The 18,420-nt window shown below is 40.5% G+C and carries 17 protein-coding genes, 1 other RNA gene, 1 pseudogene and 1 riboswitch; of the genes and pseudogenes, 1 reads left to right on the top strand and 18 read right to left on the bottom strand.

Annotation, left to right across the window (positions count from 1 at the left end; translation table 11 throughout):
• Positions 1-6: 6 nt before the first annotated feature.
• From MHB67_RS10020 to MHB67_RS10055, 8 genes and pseudogenes are all read right to left on the bottom strand, one after another.
• On the bottom strand, positions 7-894 hold the full coding sequence (locus MHB67_RS10020) for a 5'-3' exonuclease (RefSeq protein WP_171464342.1): 888 nt from the start codon (positions 892-894) through the stop codon (positions 7-9).
• 108 nt (positions 895-1,002) lie between these two features.
• Entirely contained in the window at positions 1,003-1,128 is a 126-nt protein-coding gene (locus MHB67_RS10025; protein WP_276568659.1) for a hypothetical protein, read from the bottom strand.
• 58 nt (positions 1,129-1,186) lie between these two features.
• A complete protein-coding gene (locus tag MHB67_RS10030) occupies positions 1,187-1,450 on the bottom strand; it encodes a YpbS family protein (protein ID WP_024422753.1) in 264 nt (87 codons plus the stop codon).
• A gap of 41 nt (positions 1,451-1,491) precedes the next feature.
• Entirely contained in the window at positions 1,492-5,088 is a 3,597-nt protein-coding gene (locus MHB67_RS10035) for a dynamin family protein (RefSeq protein ID WP_171464343.1), read from the bottom strand.
• Between the two features lie 133 nt (positions 5,089-5,221).
• Complete coding sequence (fbpC, locus tag MHB67_RS10040; RefSeq protein ID WP_306299200.1) at positions 5,222-5,329, bottom strand: Fur-regulated basic protein FbpC; 108 nt, start codon at positions 5,327-5,329, stop codon at positions 5,222-5,224.
• Between the two features lie 64 nt (positions 5,330-5,393).
• Positions 5,394-5,903, bottom strand: a complete 510-nt coding sequence (locus tag MHB67_RS10045) for an isoprenylcysteine carboxylmethyltransferase family protein (protein WP_171464344.1) — start codon at positions 5,901-5,903, stop codon at positions 5,394-5,396.
• Positions 5,900-7,000 (bottom strand): 3-oxoacyl-[acyl-carrier-protein] synthase III C-terminal domain-containing protein, encoded by a 1,101-nt coding sequence (locus MHB67_RS10050; RefSeq protein ID WP_213405092.1) that lies wholly within the window; start codon positions 6,998-7,000, stop codon positions 5,900-5,902. Before MHB67_RS10050 ends, MHB67_RS10045 begins: the two co-directional genes overlap by 4 nt.
• 324 nt (positions 7,001-7,324) lie before the next feature.
• Positions 7,325-7,692, bottom strand: a pseudogene (locus MHB67_RS10055) (hypothetical protein); the annotation flags it as partial.
• A 301-nt stretch (positions 7,693-7,993) separates the two neighbouring features.
• Between MHB67_RS10055 and MHB67_RS10060 the strand changes: the two are divergent.
• Entirely contained in the window at positions 7,994-8,851 is an 858-nt protein-coding gene (locus MHB67_RS10060) for a polysaccharide deacetylase family protein (protein ID WP_024422757.1), read from the top strand.
• A 190-nt stretch (positions 8,852-9,041) separates the two neighbouring features.
• Here the strand turns inward: MHB67_RS10060 and pbuX are convergent, their stop codons facing one another.
• The 10 genes from pbuX to MHB67_RS10110 all read right to left on the bottom strand — a co-directional run bounded on the left by pbuX (position 9,042) and on the right by MHB67_RS10110 (position 18,165).
• A complete protein-coding gene (pbuX, locus tag MHB67_RS10065; protein ID WP_024422758.1) occupies positions 9,042-10,361 on the bottom strand; it encodes a xanthine permease PbuX in 1,320 nt (439 codons plus the stop codon).
• A complete protein-coding gene (gene xpt, locus MHB67_RS10070) occupies positions 10,358-10,942 on the bottom strand; it encodes a xanthine phosphoribosyltransferase (protein WP_024422759.1) in 585 nt (194 codons plus the stop codon). Before xpt ends, pbuX begins: the two co-directional genes overlap by 4 nt.
• A gap of 117 nt (positions 10,943-11,059) precedes the next feature.
• A riboswitch (purine riboswitch) is annotated at positions 11,060-11,159 on the bottom strand.
• 136 nt (positions 11,160-11,295) lie between these two features.
• Positions 11,296-12,801: a carboxypeptidase M32 gene (locus tag MHB67_RS10075; protein ID WP_185854498.1), complete on the bottom strand. Its 1,506-nt coding sequence runs from the start codon at positions 12,799-12,801 to the stop codon at positions 11,296-11,298.
• Positions 12,802-12,926: 125 nt separating this feature from the next.
• Positions 12,927-14,864 carry an ATP-dependent DNA helicase gene (locus MHB67_RS10080; RefSeq protein WP_185854499.1) on the bottom strand — a complete coding sequence of 646 codons (1,938 nt, stop codon included), beginning with the start codon at positions 14,862-14,864 and terminating at the stop codon, positions 12,927-12,929.
• Between the two features lie 75 nt (positions 14,865-14,939).
• Positions 14,940-15,137, bottom strand: a complete 198-nt coding sequence (locus MHB67_RS10085; protein WP_024422762.1) for a hypothetical protein — start codon at positions 15,135-15,137, stop codon at positions 14,940-14,942.
• Positions 15,138-15,243: 106 nt separating this feature from the next.
• Positions 15,244-16,398 carry a class I SAM-dependent RNA methyltransferase gene (locus MHB67_RS10090; RefSeq protein WP_342492503.1) on the bottom strand — a complete coding sequence of 385 codons (1,155 nt, stop codon included), beginning with the start codon at positions 16,396-16,398 and terminating at the stop codon, positions 15,244-15,246.
• A gap of 108 nt (positions 16,399-16,506) precedes the next feature.
• Positions 16,507-16,893: RNase P RNA component class B (gene rnpB, locus MHB67_RS10095), an RNA gene on the bottom strand.
• A 60-nt stretch (positions 16,894-16,953) separates the two neighbouring features.
• Positions 16,954-17,259 carry a cell division regulator GpsB gene (gene gpsB / locus MHB67_RS10100; protein WP_012010336.1) on the bottom strand — a complete coding sequence of 102 codons (306 nt, stop codon included), beginning with the start codon at positions 17,257-17,259 and terminating at the stop codon, positions 16,954-16,956.
• Positions 17,260-17,334: 75 nt separating this feature from the next.
• Entirely contained in the window at positions 17,335-17,877 is a 543-nt protein-coding gene (locus MHB67_RS10105) for a DUF1273 domain-containing protein (RefSeq protein ID WP_029706022.1), read from the bottom strand.
• Positions 17,878-17,925: 48 nt separating this feature from the next.
• Positions 17,926-18,165, bottom strand: a complete 240-nt coding sequence (locus MHB67_RS10110; protein ID WP_073206049.1) for a CotD family spore coat protein — start codon at positions 18,163-18,165, stop codon at positions 17,926-17,928.
• Between the last annotated feature and the right edge of the window lie 255 nt (positions 18,166-18,420).

The raw sequence follows: 18,420 nt of genomic DNA on the forward strand, positions 1-18,420 counted from the left end.
ATCGGCTTAGCTGATCTCTATTTTACTTAATCGATTCACCATCGGTTCAATCCCTTTGATTTGATGGTATCGCAGCATGGCAGCAGCCCGTTCTTGATTGATGTTCACCTTCGTCTCATCAATTGGACAGCTCAGCGGGACATCACATTTGATCTCTGCCAATAGACGGGAAAGCTTCAAATCTTTTAATCCTGCTTGCATTTTCTTTTGCTGTGCAGCCGTTAGTTCATGAACATTTTCTAATAATCCGTCAATGGTTTGATATGTTTGAATAAATTTTAATGCTGTTTTTTCTCCGATTCCTTTGACGCCTGGATAATTGTCACTTGAATCCCCCATAAGTGCTTTCATATCGATCAGCGCCTTTGGAGAGATACCCATTTCCTCTTCAAATAAGGCTTTTGTATAATGTTTATAGTTCCCGATTCCTTTTTGCATTAGAGCAACAGTCACTTGCTCATTCAAAATCTGAAGCAAATCTTTGTCTCCAGTTAGGACAGTCACACGTGCTTCATTCTGATAGAGTGCCGCCAGCGTGCCGATACAATCATCTGCCTCAAAGCCCTTTATACCAATGTTTACAATTCCTAGTTCCTCTGTCGCTTCTTTTGCTAAATCGAATTGTGGAATGAGCTCGACAGGTGCCTCTCCTCGATTTGCTTTATAATCTTGAAACAATTCATTTCGGTATGTTTGGCTTCCCATATCCCAGCAGCAAACAATATGAGTTGGCTCAAATGTCTGAACAGCGGTTAATAAATGCTTCAAATAGCCATTCACTCCATTTGTCGGGACACCGTGATCATTTATCATAAAATTGCGATGGACAGCCGTTGCATAAAACGATCTGAACAGAAGTGCCATGCCATCAACAAGCAGTACGTGTTTATTCATTCTTATAAACTCCCTTTTTCAAAACAATACTCCTATTCTATCATAGAACATCGAATTCGACATAAAAAAGGCGCCTTCTTCTTTTGGAAAGAAGTGGCACCCGGGGGATTACTTTTGACCGTATTGCATTTTTTTCGATTCTGCTTCTGCGTAGGACGGCATCTCTTTTTGTTTAGGGTGACGCTCATCCTGCTTTTTTGCATGCTGCTTTTTTGCATGCTGCTTTTTTTCCATCATCATTCCCCTTTCTCGGTTCACTTGTTAAGATGACCAAAAAAGAGAAAGTTACTCTTTACTTCTGTTTTCGTTCGACATACTCCCTGACCATATCAATCGTGACATGCTTACGCAGCGGAACAATTCCGCCTCGTGCAAGCTCATTCATCTTCGACGTAATTTCATTGATCTCGTCAGTTGTAAATGGTTCGTTTTGCTCACACTTCAAAACAGCAGTCTCTATTGCCTGCTCTCTTTTCTGCTCAAGCGCAAGAAAAGACTTGATATGAGCATTCTGTTTTTGTGAATGTGCGGAAATCTCTTCGTGTACGCTCGTCATTTTTTATCAACTGCTTTCTTTTTTATATAGTCTATCATGAATCAAATGGTTTTCAACTGGTTCTTCCATTCATTTGTTTGCTTGTATACTTGTTCTATCATCGCCTGCTCTTTCGCATCTGTCGTTAAGCTCATGATAAATGTTTGTTTTTGTTCACTTAGCTGCTTAAGCGCTTCTGATTCATATCTTTCAGTAAAGGTCTTCACCATCATATCGTATCTGCTCTGTAATTCTTCTTTTTCTTTATCTGCCCATTTCGTCGTTAACTGGAAAAGGACATCTCGAATCGCTTCAATAAACGCTGCCTTCCCGTTCTGTTCAAAGAAAGCTTTCGCTGATTTTTGCTTCTTTAAGAGCGGCTCAAACGGCGTCAGGTCCGCTTCCACTTCAATTTGTTTCAGCTCGGCATTTTTCTCATCTGGCGGCGACAAACGTAGAGAAAAGTAAGGATCTTCTGCACACGCAGCCTGTAATCCTTTCTCCCACTCCTCTTTGAAGTATTGAGTGATAAACGATTCCATTCGAATATCAAGCGCCTTTATCTCTTGTACAAATTCAAATTCATAATCCTTTAGCGCCTGTTCAAGCGCTTTTTTCAACTCCTGCCTGAAGTCCCCTTGAGATATTCCAGGATAAAAGGCTGTCTTTAACAGATCATTTGCATAAAGTGACAAGCGCTGAACAATGTGGTAAAGCTGTTCGTGCAAGTCCTTTTTCACACTTTCTGTCACTAGCTTAGATCGTTTAATATGGCTCATTTGATCAACGATCGCTTCATAGGATGTGTTTATCTTTTTCTTTTCTGCTTGCTTTTCATCTTCCGACTGATGTAGCGTCTCATGCAGCTTGTCGACTGTTCTACATAATGTACTCGCTTCAAAATACAGCAGCTCAATCGCATCTTTCGTTAATTCTTCCTCAATAAAATAGTCGAGCTGTGTTCTAAGCTGTGCATACTGGTTATAAGGCGACTGTCCCTTTCCTTCGATCTCTTCCTTGCTGGATACGTGATGAAGGTTTGGATGCCGGATGCCTTCTTTTGTGAGCTCATTTTTCACATAGTCAAAGACGGTTTCAAGCTCTGTTTGATCCTTTGCGAGGTCAGCTGCATTGATAATAAAAAACATTTTATCCATGCTAAAAGAATCTTTTACAAGCCCGAGTTTACGTAAAAATGACCGGTCTGCTTTTGAGAAAGAATGCTGGTAGTAAGTTAAATAAAGAAGGGCATCAGCATCCTTCATATATTGAAAGGCAATCTCTGTGTGACGTTTATTCATACTGCTGGCGCCTGGTGTATCAACAATCGTCAGTCCTTTATCTGTTAAAGGTGTACTTAAATAGACCGTCACTTCCTTCACCACACAAGAAACAGCCTCTTCTGCCACATATGGCTTTAATTCTTGCAGGGTGACATTGAGCGGCGTTTGTTTTTGAATCGAATCACGGAACTTTTCATGAGCGTTTAAAAAATGATCAACAATGATGCGGTGATCCTGTTCAAGCTCTCTTTTTTTCAGCGTTCGCTCGAGTTTCGCTTGAAACGTATCTCCCTTTTCTTCTGTTATAGAATAACCGAGAATTTGATCGAGCTCTTCTAATATTTCCTGCTCGGTTTTAAACACCACTTTCACACTTTCATGCGGATGGTCTTCTGTCGGCCGGGTCAGCTTATTGATCGTGGCCGTCGTTGGTGTAGGAGATGATGGCAGCACCTTTCTCCCAACAAGGGCATTGGCAAACGAAGATTTCCCCGAGCTAAAAGCACCGAATAAGGCGAGTGTAAATTCCTTCGCTTGCAGCCGCTTTGTTCGTTTTTCAAAGGACTTTCTTTGAGATTGAAGCGCGTTTAATGGCATTAAAATTTGAGAAAGCTGCTCAAACTGGTCAATCGACTGCGCTGTCGGGATATGCTGTGATTGTCGCATTTGATCAAGCTTTATCTGCGGCTGATTTTCATTTTCGCTTTCTTCCGTATGAGTTGATGTTTGATTCTGATTTAGCTCGTCATGCTGCATCCGGTGTTTTTTCACATAAAACCAATCTTCTTCGATCTGCTCATTTGTTCCGTTTTGCCATATATCCCATACATGCTCAATATCTTTTCTGATTTGATCATTTTTTTCCATGCATTGCTCCAGCGCTTGGAGCTCCTGTGCTGCCTGAACCCATTTATCTTGCTGCTTTCCCTTTTCATTCAGGAGCTGGGTTTTCAGCATCTCGGCCATTTGTTCAATCAATGGTATTGCTTTTTGTTTCGTCTGTCTTTTCAGTGCTTCACCAGCATCTTTTGCATATTGCAAAACGTATTCATTTGAAAATGTCGCACCGTGATGGATCACGTTTTCAAGCAGTGATTCTTCTACAGGCGTTTCAAACGCCATCACTTGATTTAATAATTCTTCACCAAGCTGATGCTTCTTGACTTCTTTTTTGAGCAGTTCAGCAATATGCCAGTCTACTTCTGCTTTCATTCTTGCTTTGACATCTGCTAAGAACTCGTTCGCCCGCTTTTCTTTTTCCTGCTCGGTTTTATTTTTCGCGAACAGCAGACCTACCTTAAAGCCAGGTGCTTTTGATTCAATATAATCACTTGCGAGCTCCCTCATTTTAAATGGGGTTAGATTTGCATTTTTTAAAATGTTCTCGACTTCAGAAGACACTTCATCTTCTAACTGTTTTGCTCCATTTTCAATGAAGCTACTTTTCGCTTCAAGTTCCTTCACTTCTTTTCTTTTTTCTTGAAGCTGTAAATCAAGACCCTCTTCCTGCAGCTCTTCTTTTAATGAGTCGATATGTTCTTTTAAAACGTGCTCTATTTTCTGCTCGGTATAGGCGCGAAGCGATGCTTTCGGCAATGTTTGTAATTCTTGCAGTTTCTCGATTAAACGAATCATTTCGTTTCTTGGATGCGCCTCATCGGTTACAGATGTAAAGTATAGGTGTTCTTCTTCAATGCCTTCTTTTTGAAGCATATCAACTACTTGATTTTTGTAGTCTTCAAACGCTGTCTCATGCTCATCATGTCGATCGACTTGATTTACGATGAAATAAAGATTTGGCACTTTCTCTTTAATGGAGCGAATGAAACGAATGTTTTCCTCTGAATGAACATGGTTGTAATGAACGACATAAAAAAGAGCATCTGCTTGATGAAGAATAGACGTAGCAGATAAAAAGTGAGTATGATCCGTTGAATCAATTCCGGGTGTATCAATCACTGCCACCTTTTCTTCCAGTCCTCTATAGTCCCCGCTAATTTCCACCATTTCAATCTGTTCTCCATCCTTACAAAAACGCTGAACTGCTTCTTTATCATAAGAACCGCTCATTTTTGCAAAACGGCCATCCGAGGTGTGTAGCTTTACTTCACTCTCCCCTTTCCTCACGACGACCAAGTTTGCACTTGTTGGAATTGGACTCGTTGGCAGGATGTGATCATGAAGCAGATGATTCACAAGTGATGACTTTCCAGCTGAATAGTGGCCGGTAAATGCGATATACACTTCTTCTTCTGCTTCCTTTTTGATAATCGATGCAAGTTTGGCTGCGCGTTCATGATCATCCCTTTTGAGAAGGCTTTGATATAAAGCACCTGTAGTTTGAACGAGCGAATCTCGAATAGACAAGTCTTCCATGACGATAAACCCCTTTGTTTTTAGAAAAGTCAGTTATGTATGTGATACCATTTTACACAAAATGAAGAGATTTTTCTTCTGATCTGAGGAAATAAAAAAAATCTGCTACCCGATCAGTCGCAATTGACTGCGATCAGGAAGCAGATTTTTTAGAAACACCTTTTAATACGAAGCCAATTAATAGGCTGTATACACAGACCGTACCGAGTAAGAAAACCATTGTCATGTGATCACCGTCCATCCTTCGTGATTGAGAATGCTTATCATTAATGAAAGTGTATCACAATTGATAATGATTTTCAATATTAATTTAACAAATACTGATTGAGCGCTTTCTCTTCTGTTTGAATTCTCACAGCCATCATCCATGCATTTAAACATGTGAACAAAATGGCGGTAAAATAAGCATTAAACAAAAGTGGGATCAGCATAAGCTCAATCGCCACCACTACATAGTTAGGATGCTTTAACCAGCGATAAGGTCCTTTTTTCACCATCATCGCATTTGGTACAACTAAAATCTTTGTATTCCAATACGTCCCAAGAGAACATAATGCCCAGTATCGAATCACCTGTGTGGCCAGCAGAAAAACGAGCAGCACAAGAAAATAGCGCGACGGCGTCTTGTTTAACCCCCATACCTCAACCATGAGTGAGAGAAAAAAGCCCGCATGCATTGCGACCATATAAGGATAATGACTAGCACCAAATTCTATGGCACCGATCGCTTTCACTTTCTTTTCATTTCTTTTAGCCACAAGCATTTCAATAAGCCGCTGACAAACGAAGAAACCAATGATCAGCCAAACGATCATGACATGACCTCCTCCCATTTCATGAGCAGAAGTTCTGAGGAAAAGCCAGGGCCAAGCGCTCCGCAAAGACCCATATCTCCCGCTTCAGCGGATTGACGTTCAAGATAATGCTTGATGACATACATAACTGTGGCAGAGGACATATTCCCGTGTTGTTTGAGTACTTCTTTTGATGAAAAAAGCTGATCCTCTTGTAAGGATAGACTATCAATATAAGCATCAATTACTTTTTTTCCTCCAGGATGGGCAAGAAAAACCGATAGGTCTTCTGCCGAATACCCTTGCTGCTCTAAAAATTGATCGACTTGCTCCTTTAACCAGCCTGAGATAATGGAAGGGATGTCACGGGAGAAAATAACCCGAAAGCCGTCACTTGTAAATTCCCAGCCCATCACATCCTCAGACTGTTTCATTGTGACGGATTGTGTACCAATCACTTTAGGAACTGTTTTTAGATCGGCGTATTCAGATACACCTTTTTCTCCAGTTAAGAGTACCGCTGCTGTCCCGTCTCCGAACAAAGATGTACCGATTAAATTGCTTTTTGATTGATCTTGCGGCTGAAAGGTTAAACTGCACAGTTCACAGGTGACAACCAGCACCTTTGCTTCTGGAAATGCCCTTATGTATTCGTAAGCCCGGGACAATCCTGCCGCTCCGCCCCCGCACCCTAATCCCCAGATCGGCACTCGTTTCGTATAAGGCGAAAAAGGAAGAACGTTCATCAGTTTTGCATCAAGACTTGGTGTCGAAAGTCCGGTGCTTGAAATAAAAAACAATGCATCGATCTCTTCAAACGGAATCGGTTTTTTCAGGAACGCCCTCTCATGAAGACAGTGTATGACCGCTTCTTTTGCATGAGCCAATGCTTTTTCCAAATAGAGATTGTTTTTCTCCTCAAAAGAGTGGTGCGTCTGATACCATTCAATTGGCTGCACAAATTGTCTGCTCTCGATTTCTCCGTTTTGAAAAGCTCTCAGCAGCCGGTCGATATCTTTAAACGATCGTTTAAATTGGGATCTAGCAAAATCAGCCGCCTTTTTCTGATCCACATGATGTTTTGGCAGACTCGTTCCAACAGAAAGAATGTACGCCATCGGCTTCACCTCTTTTTCCGATTAATATCCCCTATCGAAAAAAGGATATACATGCCAAAACGTCACAATTCAGTCAAAATATTTTCCTCCGGCTAACTTTTTGTCTTGACGACAATTGATAAATATTGGATAATATAGGTGAAAACATGATGTAGTTTTCCTCCTTCACAGGTTCGTTCTAAGCCAAGCGAACCTGCTTTTTTATGCAAAAAAACACTTCTAAAAGAGAAGTGTTCAGACCGTAGAACCCCCCCCTTTACTTTAAATAAAAGTGGGGTTTTCACTTTAATTATAAAGGGTTTACGCTGGACATAGTGTTTTCCATGTATGATTTTGACTTTGTGTACAGTTATCTAGAAAAGAACAAGTTTTACAAACCTCTGAACCGGACACATATTGTTTAAATCCTTCTCTAGTCGTTGTACGGTAAGCGAGAATTTGCCGATATGGGCACAATATGCGTCCATACACGCATTCATTCTTTTTAAAATAATCTGCTGCTATTCTCGGACGAATGTAAGGCTTGACAGGTTTTATCTCTTGATCCGTAAAAACTTAGCTCTGATTCAGTTGTACTGACTTTGATTTCTTTTGTTTCTTCTTTATTTTGTAGTGGTAAGAACTTTTCTCTATGTTTTTTTGAGATTAATCGCCTCTGTCTCCACTTTCCACATGAGCACCCTTTTTTCAATGAAATCGTCATTATACAACACTTTCATAAGGAATCTCCCTTTCGCTTCAAATTAATGGTCAAATCTGCTGCTATCTTAGCGTATAAATATTAACGTTTCGATCATTTTTCAGAATGATTTTATTTAAACATGAATGGATCACCTTTTTTTGCTGATCAACACAAAGTTCATTTGAATTTTCTATATAAAAAGGATTTTTTCCACTATATACATAATCAATATGAGTACCAGAAAAACAGTGAAAAAAGAAAGGATCTACAACATGGTTCAGCTCAAAATTTAATTGACTGGAGTGATTGTAATGAAAAAGGTTTCCAAAAAAAAGACACCCTACAACACGATACTTCTCTCAAAGGTAATTGGTTTAGTGCTTCTTACACTGTTTCTCTTTTTTATCTGGGATATGTCTAAACCCCATTTGCAGGCGACAAATGGGCAAGCAAAAAATGTTGCCAGCAGTGACTTCCGTGACACAAGCATCAGTCTGAAAGCAAAAGATCAGTCTACAAGAACATTGGATACACATTTTAAGACCAATCCAAACCAACAGGCAACGAATAAAACGGTCTTTTTAACATTTGATGATGGTCCTTCTGCTACATCAAATCAGCTGTTAAATGTATTAAAAGCACATCACGTGAAGGCGACGTTCTTCATGCTTGGACCGCAAATCCAAGCACACCAATCAGCTGTGAAAAGACTTTATCAAGAAGGACATCAATTAGGTCTTCATGGCATGACGCATGATATAAACCTCTTTTATCAGAACAGCGAGTCTCCCGCAAATGAAATGAGAGAAGCTCAGCGTATTCTTGCCTCTGTTACTGGCGTCTACAGCCGTCTTGTAAGAACCCCCTTTGGCAGTGTTCCAAATTTAACATATCATCAAAAAGTACGTTTAAACCAAAATGGCTTTATTTACTGGGACTGGACGATTGATAGCCTTGACTGGAGATATAAAAACTCACAATATGTTCCAGAGGTATTGAATCAATTGCAAATGTTTGAGAAAAATAAACCATGGGAACCAAAAGTTATATTAATGCATGATCAACCCTCTACCACAAACTATTTAGATAGCTTGATTATACAGCTAAAAGCAAGGGGCTATACATTTGCAGTCATTAACGAAACAATGCCGCCGGTACAACATGAATAGTGCTAATCACAAAAAGCCCGTATCCAAAAGATGCGGGCTTTCAGCTTGTAGACAAACCCTCACACGCTCCTTTCTAGGGTCCCTAGGACTTCAAAGGTTTTTTATCAAGCTAAAAAGAAGACAAAGAGCTAAAATAAAAGATCATTTTAGCTCTTTGTCCATCATCTGAACCCTTCTCCAAGAGAGGGGTTTACATAACAGATTGCTTAGGTTCTTCTGCCAGGTCATGCCCGGCTTCTTTTTTAAAAGGAATCATGTGATAAATAATATGAAGCAAAATAGCGGTAAAGCTTCCGGCCACAATGCCGTTACTTGTTAATAATTTCATCGAATCTGGCAGATGCTCAAACATTTGCGGTACGACAGTAACTCCTAAGCCGATTCCAACGGAGCAAGCGACGATCAGCAAGTTCTCCTGCTTTGCAAAGTCCACGCGCGAGAGCATTTTAATACCGTATGCAATGACCATGCCAAACATGGCAACCATTGCACCGCCAAGAACTGATTTTGGAATAATCGTCGTAAAGGCAGCGATTTTAGGAAAAAGACCAAATAACATGAGCAATGCTCCTGTGACGACAATGACTTGGTTTTTCTTAACGCCTGTTAACTGGATCAATCCAACATTTTGCGAGTAGGCTGTATACGGAAAAGCATTAAAGATTCCGCCTAATAACACAGCAATCCCCTCTGCCCGATAGCCTTTAGCCAAATCCTTCTCTTTTAATGACCGGTTTGTTAAATCACCTAGTGCAAAATAAACGCCTGTTGATTCAACTAATGACACAATCGCAACTAACGTCATGGTCATAATCGGTGCAAATTCAAAGGTCGGCATCCCAAAATAAAATGGCTCAATCATACGGAAAACCTGAGCTTTTGCCACCTCAGCTGTTTCCACTTTCCCCATAAACGCAGCAACTGCTGTCCCAAGAAGAATACCGATTAAAATGGCGATCGCCTTCATAAATCCTTTCGTGAATCGATAGAGCAGTACAATGATAAACAGTACAAGGAAAGCGAGTCCTAGATTTTCAAAAGAACCATAGTCTGCACTTCCTTCTCCTCCTGCCATATTGTTCATCGCTACTGGAATGAGGGTGATACCAATAATGGTGACGACAGAACCAGTGACAACAGGCGGGAAAAATTTCACAAGCTTTCCAAAGAAAAATGAAAGAAGAATGATAATACATCCTGAAGCGATAATACTTCCATAGATAGACGAAATTCCATACTTAGAGCCAATCGCAATCATAGGCGAAACCGCAGTAAATGTACAGCCTAATACAACAGGCAGACCGATCCCAAAGAAGCGGCTTTTCCATACTTGAAGCAATGTGGCAGCCCCGCACATGAAAATATCCGCCGAGATTAAGTAAGTCAGCTGTGCAGGCGTGAGCCCGAGCGCATCTCCAACAATGAGCGGCACAAGAACAGCACCGGCATACATCGCCAGCACATGCTGAATACCTAGTGAGAGCGTTTTGACTTTTTTAGCGGTACTCATGATTGTACCTCCCGTACAAACGTGACTTTCCCTTCCTCAAGTGATTCAATACGTGCGAGCGACTCAACGCGGTAGCCCATTTGCACAAGCGCATTTCTTCCAGGCTGGAATGATTTTTCAATGACAATGCCAAATCCGGCTACTTTCGCCTTCGCCTGCTTTGCAATCGCAGCAAGTCCTTTCGCAGCTTCACCATTCGCTAAAAAGTCATCGATGATTAACACACAATCATTTTCACTAAGATGCGTATTTGAGACAGCAATCGTGCTTTCTACTTTTTTTGTAAAAGAGTACACACTGGCTGTTAACAGGTTATCCGTTAATGTGAGTGATTGACGTTTTCTTGCAAACACAACAGGTACTTGAAGAGCAAGCCCAGCCATCACAGCAGGTGCGATGCCAGAAGATTCAATTGTGATGATTTTTGTAATGCCATCATGCTTAAATAATCTAGCAAACTCTTGCCCGATCTCATGCATTAACACAGGATCAATTTGATGATTTAAAAAAGCATCTACCTTTAATACTTGATTTGACAGAACGATTCCTTCGTTCTCAATTTTTTGACGTAACAATTCCATCATTCTTCCCCCTAGCATTTTGGCAAACATTCGATTTTTTGCATAAAAAAAGCATTGCTGTCCATGAGGAGCAAGCAATGCGAAAACGATCAACGGATCTTCAGCTCAAACAAGAGCTGTTTCATTTTGCTCACTCATAGTCGGACCGTATCGGTGTCCGGTAGAAACTTGCGTGCCATCATCACGCGATTATATGAGTGTTATAGTGTTCAAATTATAACAAGATTTCAGACGCTTGGAAAGCACTTTTCTAGAAAAATACCGAACTTAAATAATAGATCAGAACAAAATGTTCGTTTTTAGAATATTCAAGCATCAAAAAAGCACCCCTCTCATGAAAGGGTGCCCTTCTTTTATGATAAATACAGTTTCGTATATTTATCTGTTAAGTAGTCGATTAAATATTGCACATTTAATTCTTCGCCTGTTGCATCTTGAATGATTTCAGATGGCTTTTTCCGTTTTCCATGCTGATGAACATGTTCCGTCAGCCATTCTTTTATCGGTGCAAAAGACCCATTTTGAATGAGCTCATCAAAATTTGGTAAATCTTTGATCATTTGCTGCTTTAATTGCGCTGCATACATATAACCAAGGGCATATGAAGGGAAATAGCCAAAGCTTCCATCAGACCAGTGAACATCCTGCAAGATACCGAGTGCATCATTAGGAGGCGTAATACCAAGATACGCTTGATATTTTTCATTCCAAAGTGCAGGCAGATCTTCAACTGCTACTTCTTCATTGAAAATCGCTTTCTCAATTTCATAGCGGATGATAATGTGAAGCGGATATGTCAGTTCATCGGCTTCAATTCGAATGTAAGTCGGCTTCGATTCATTCACTGCATGCACAAAGTCTTCTAAAGAAACATCTTTAAATTGCTCAGGTGAAGCTTCTTGCAGCTTTTGATAATACGTTTTCCAGAAATCTTCGTGTCTGCCGATAAAGTTCTCAAAGAAAAGAGACTGTGATTCATGGATACCCATCGAAGTCCCATCACATAAAAGTGTTCCGCTCAGTGCTTCATCAATGTTTTGCTCATAAATCGCATGACCACATTCATGAATCGTGCCAAAGATCGCCATTCGAAAATCATGCTCATCATAACGAGTCGTCACACGTACGTCACCTCTGCTTAACGTTACAGCAAATGGATGGACTGTTGTATCAAGGCGGCCTGCGTCAAAATCATATCCTAATTCTTTTAAGAAAAAGAGACTCAATTCCTTTTGTTTATCGATTGGGAAGCTTTTCGATAAAAATGAAGTATCCGGCTTATTAGGTGAGTCTTCGATTTTTTTCACAAGAGGAACAATAGCGTCACGAAGTGCACCAAATTTTTGATCAAGCTGTTCAACCGTCATATCTGGCTCATAGTTATTGAGCAGCACATCATAAGGCGTTTTTTTCACGCCCCAATATTGGATGAAACGCTTGTTAAAGTCAATAAGCTGTTTTAAGTATGGTGCAAAGAGTGAAAAGTCTGATTTCTCCCTTGCTTCTACCCATACATGCTCCGCTTTTGATTGCAAAATCGAGTATTCTTTAAATTCTTCTTTCGGAATTTTACTGTTTTCATCATACTCTTTTTGTGATAATTCGAGCGCCTTCTGTGTATCTTTTGACAGCTCATCTCGATGTTTGTTTAATGCGAGAAGAAGATCTCTCATTTCATCAGAAGTCTTCATATTAAAAATATCACTTGATAATTGACCGATCGTTTCAGCTCTAAAATCCGCACTTTTTTTAGGTGCTTGTGTTCTAGAGTCCCAATAAAGTAAATGGAGCGCCTCTGTATAATGGGCGATTTTCCCTAGTAATTGATAAAACGCTTTCTCAGTTGCTTCAAGACTCATGCGTTTGTTCCCCCAATCAATAAAATATGTATGTACGTTTCAAGGCTACTTCAATGAATGTTCTTTTGTCAATGAAAAAGGAGGATACACCGTAGTATCCTCCTCATTTGCAAGCTTTCACCTATTTAAGATGTGATGATGGGCTTCACTGGCAGGACAGATTCAATTTTACTTTGAAGCTTAGTATCTTCCTGACGATCAAAGTAAATATGAATGCTTCCTGCGTCTTGGCTTGTCCGGATCAGTCTTCCGATCCCTTGGCGTAAGCGAAGCAGCATATACGGAAGGTCAACTTCAGCATGTGCATCCTTTGCTTCATTCCGTTTCGCTTCAAATACTGGATCATGCGGCGGATAAGGAAGTCCCCAGATGATCACATTCGTTAATGATTCACCTGGAATATCAAGCCCTTCCCACAGATGAACTGAGCATAACACGGATGTTTCATCAGCTTGGAACTTTTGAACAATCGTGCTGATTTCCTCGTCTCCCTCAAAATATACGTCAAACGGCAGTGATTCATTTGCTGCTTCAAGTTGTTTTCTAAAGAAATGAAGTTCATCAAATGAAGGGAAGAGAATCAGAGATCGTCCTCCATTTTCTTTCAGCTGAGTGATCACTTGCTGTGCTTTTGCCTCTTGCTCAGCGAGCTGCTGAATTCCATGGAAATAAATCTTCATTTGTTCATCGTAATCATACGGCGAAGCGACACTCATTGATAAGTAATCTTTAATCCCAAGACTTTCAGCTAAATAATCAAAGGATTGATTCTCAGACAATGTAGCGGAAGAGAAAATATATGGTCTTTTTTGCGAGAATACTTTTTCGCCAAGTACCTCTGCGACCGTCTTCGGCATCACAACAAATGTTGTATCTAATTCCTGTTTTTCCAGCCAGCTAATGGCATTTTTTTGATAAAGCGATAAAGAATACGCCATTTGTTCAATGTATTCTTCCACAACAGATAATTCGTATTGATCGATCGTATACATCTCAGATTCAAACACGAGCGCTTCTCCGATTTTTTCAAGCAAGTCACACAATTCACTTGCAGAACGCTTCACCTCATCGACACGCCCAATTTCAAGCCGGTGCGAGCCTTTGACTTCTTTGGCATGCGTTTTTAAGAGATAAAAGAACTCATCGTTTGTTGCAAGTGCATCTTCAACAAGCTCTGCAAATTCTTCGCGTATGTCGTTTTGCAAAAGACGTTCCAAAAATGTTTCGAGCGTTGATTGCTTCACTCGGTACGTTAACGCTTTTTGTGCGGCAAACTCGAGAAGATGTCCCTCATCAAATACGACGGAGCTATGCTCAGGAAGCAGCGGAAGCTGACCCTCACGTTTCCGGGATTCCTTCGTCCACACATGCTCCATGTAAAAATCATGTGAACAGATGATGAGATCTGTCGCTTTCCGGTAATGATCTCTTGATAAATTCAGACCGCAGCGATGACGCATATCGCACGTCAGGCAGTCCTGAAACGAGTCATAGCCAATTCGTGACCATTCATCATTTGATAACTCTGGATACTCTTTTCGATCGCCATACGGATAAAAGGTTTGCATGCCATGTGATTCATGGACAAATGAAGGCAGTGATTCATAAATATCGAGCCACTTTTCATCATCTTCACGCTGCATCGTTTTCTCCAGCTTTTTTAAGCATAAATATTGATCATGCGATTTACTTAATCTCGCATCTATTTGAATATCAAGGTGATTGGCAATTTTATAGATATCACCTTCTTGTTTAACAAGCTGTTCAATTAACGTTTCGTCTGCACATGCAATAATCGCAGGCTTCCCTGTATACCTTGCATATGTGACGGCAAATAATAGATAGACGATGGTTTTGCCTGTGCCTACCCCAGCTTCGGCAAACATCACACTTTTTTCTTTAAAGGCTCTTTCTAGTTGAAAAGCCATAAATATTTGTTCATCTCGAAGATCAAAGCCCTTTTCTGGCAAAATGTCATAAAACACATCACCAATCCAGTTGCCCAGTTCTTCGTAAAAATTGTGTTCTTTTGATAATGAAAAAGGCAAACGAGATGCTGTCACCTGCTTCAACCCCCAACTTTTGAATCATTCAGACATTCAATAGTACCATTTACGCTGGGGAAAAACAATCTTTTTTTATGAGCGCAGGCGATGTTGATAGCTTTCCTTCATTAAAAATGCATGCTCAGAACGTTCTATGTATGCCTGAGCCAGCGCCAAATCTTCAATGGCTGCCGTAAGCTGAGCAGATTGTCCACCTTCATGCCCTTCAATTTCTTGAGCAGTCGAAGCGAGTGCTTTTTGGATTAACTGAATTTGATCATAATGAATCATGAAGACACCTCTTTTTTTAAAATCAAGTTCAGTTTATTCCGCCTTGCTGAGAGTTATACCTTTTCTGCATAAAAAAGCCGCACCCCTCTTTCGGTGCGGCCATTTCTTACGATTCGGTTGGTTGCTTTCTAGGCGGGCGTTTTCCCCAATATTGATAATAGTCTGTTTTAATAAATCCATTAAACAGTTTTCTCTTTTTCGTCGCTTTTCTTCCGAAGCACTCTTCGAATTTTTCGTGTGACGTTAAGATGTAAATGGACCATGTATCTAGGTTCTTAAACGCTTCACCCATTCCTTGATACATTTTTTCAACTGCTGGTTTATCACTCAGTCGTTCACCATAAGGAGGATTTCCGACAATCACACCGTACTCTTCTTTTGTTTGAAAGTCTTTTACTTGCATTTGTTTAAACTCAATCAGTTCACTCAGTCCTGCTTCTTCTGCATTCATTTTTGCGATATCTATCATACGATGGTCGATGTCACTTGCAATAATGCGGAGCGGCTGATCATAGTTTGCTTTTTCTTCTACTTCCACACGCGCTTTGTTCCATACGTCTTCACCGATCCATTCCCATGATTCAGACGCAAAATCCCGGTTAAATCCTGGGGCAATGTTTTGTCCTATCATCGCTGCTTCAATGGCGATTGTTCCTGATCCGCAGAAAGGATCAACAAACGGACGGTCAGGTGTCCAGTTCGTTAATAAGACGAGCGCAGCAGCAAGCGTTTCTTTAATAGGTGCTCCGCCTTGATCCATGCGGTATCCGCGTTTATGAAGACCTACACCAGATGTATCAAGCGTAAGAACCGCTTTATCTTTTAAAAGAGCGATCTCGATTTTATATTCAGGTCCCGTCTCTTCAAGCCATTCAGACTGAATGTTGTAGGAGGATTTAAGCTTTTGCGCAATGGCTTTTTTGACGATGCGCTGACAGTCCGGCACACTGGCAAGCTGAGATTTAACAGATTTCCCGATGACAGGAAACGTACTGTTTTTTGGTAAAAAAGCAGCCCAGTCAATCGCTTTCGTCCGTTCAAAAAGCTCATCAAATGTTTTAGCCGAAAATTCAGCAACTTGTACCTTGATCCGGTCTGCTGTACGCAGCCAAAGGTTTGCACGGCAAATCGCAAAAGCATCCCCCTTGAAAATCACTTTTCCGTTGTCGACTGTGCACTCATAGCCAAGGTCTCTTACTTCTTTTGCAACAATTGCTTCAATTCCCATTGGAGCTGTTGCGATGAGTGTATAGGTTTTCATTGATTTATCACCTGTTTTCTCGTCCTTTTATGTATTCAAGATAAAAGCTCTCCATATGTTGAAATAGGAGAGCTTTGTTTCATTATGTTTATTATAACGGATTTAACGTTCTGTAAGCCATGTTTTGTTCCATCGTACTGCAAATGGCAAATGCCTCGTACTCAGGTGGTAATCATCTATCTACAGAATTCTCTGTCCTTCTCTCCGTTTGGTTCCTTTGAGAAAGTTCCCCTACCAAGTTTGGGTTTCTCGCTCGAGGGGTTTACCGCGTTCCACTCTCACCATTTCTAGTGAGACTTCGTCACTGTGGCACTTTCAAGGATACTTTGCCATATCCTAAAAAGGACGTAGGCATTTTTCCTGCCGTCAGCCTTTCCCAGGCTGCCCTGGCTTATTTTTTCGCCAGGCACGAACACTACGGGCATCTCAGCACCGTGCGAGCATGGACTTTCCTCTGCAATGCCCTAAATAGCATTACAGCGATTACCCGAACGTTAATCAATAAGCGTTATTATAAACGACAATGACATCTGACACAAGCTTTTTCAGCAACACTCAATCATAAAGTTTGCTGCCAAATACGTGTTTCTCAAGGTTCGATAGTCTTTTTAAAATATCAAAGTTTGTTGTATTAGACTGTGCAGGCTGTCTTTTCCCTTGTTCAACAGCTTCTTCAAGCTGTTTTGACAAGTGGAGGTTTTCTTGTTGAAGTTTTTCGATTTCTTGGTTGAATGTCTCATAGTCTTTAATGACCATATCTAAAAATTTATCGACTTCTTCTTGTTTGTACCCTCTGACACCTGTTTTAAATTCTTTTTCTAAAATTTCTTTCGCAGAAAGCTTTACTTTATCAGCAAGCATCTTTTTCACCTCATATCGTGAATTCATAGTATATTTTTTCAGAAATACGTGACGTTGTCAAATTTTCTCTTGCTTTTAATCAAAAAACGGATCTTCCGCCTCAACCTGTGCTCTTAGATCATCCATCGTGATGTACATAATCGGGTAATCGGTATAGGCTTCCGCCTCCCTGATCATATACTTCGGCGATCCCTCATGCTCGGGATCATATAAGACGAGAAGACCATCTGTTTTTTCAATAAAAAAGCGGTTCTTTTGTTTAAATTGTGCCGGACTTTCGTACGGTCTATGCGTGACACTTTCTACAAAATCGGCCTGTGCAAGAATTCCTTCATACAACTCTTTGTTTTGTTCATTCCAGCGCTCTTCCTGTTCATAAAATGGCGTTATGACTGCAAGTTTTAACGCTGGATATTCCTCCTGAAGCTCAAACACCACTTCGGCTGTCCAAATTTCTGCCCCAAGCTGGCCTGAGATGAGAACCCATTCCAGACCTTCTTCGATAAGGGCTGTCAGCCTTTTTTGAAGCTCCGCTTTTATGTATTGAAGTGCAGGCTCGTCTTGTTTGAATATCCCAAGCTCAAACGGCTTGTACCCTGTGACAGCAATAATTTTCATTTTTTCACCTGCTTTTAAAAAATGGGACTTATAAAAGTCCCATTCACTTTATCTGTTACAGCAAGGTCCACCGCAGTTAAAGTGTTGATGTGTTGTCGGGTCCACCTGAGAAAACGTATGCGGGAAGTAGTGAACATGTTTGAAATTATGGTGGTGAACATTTGTCACATGCTGCGGGTGGATATGCGGCACAATTGTTGTTGACTCGCTGTGTGTACAGCAATGATTCGTCGGATGAACAATTGGCTGTGTAACATTCGGATGGCAATGATGGTGATGATGGTACATGTAGCATTCCCCTCTCCTTTATTTTCTTACATTAACAATGTATGAATTAAGAGGTGTACATGTACTAATGCATTAACCTATTTTAAAAGTTGGCAAGAAAAATATCTTTATAGTTTGAAAACACAAAAGCGACCAAAATGACCACAAGAAAAAACAAGTAGAAAAGACCCTTATACATGCTATACGCTCCTCATTCAATATCTAACGTTATTTTACAGGATTCGCGGACTTTCTACAATAAAAGTGCTAAACAAT

Origin of the sequence: Bacillus sp. FSL H8-0516 (genome assembly GCF_038635285.1) — a bacterium.
Lineage (GTDB): Bacteria > Bacillota > Bacilli > Bacillales > Bacillaceae > Bacillus > Bacillus safensis.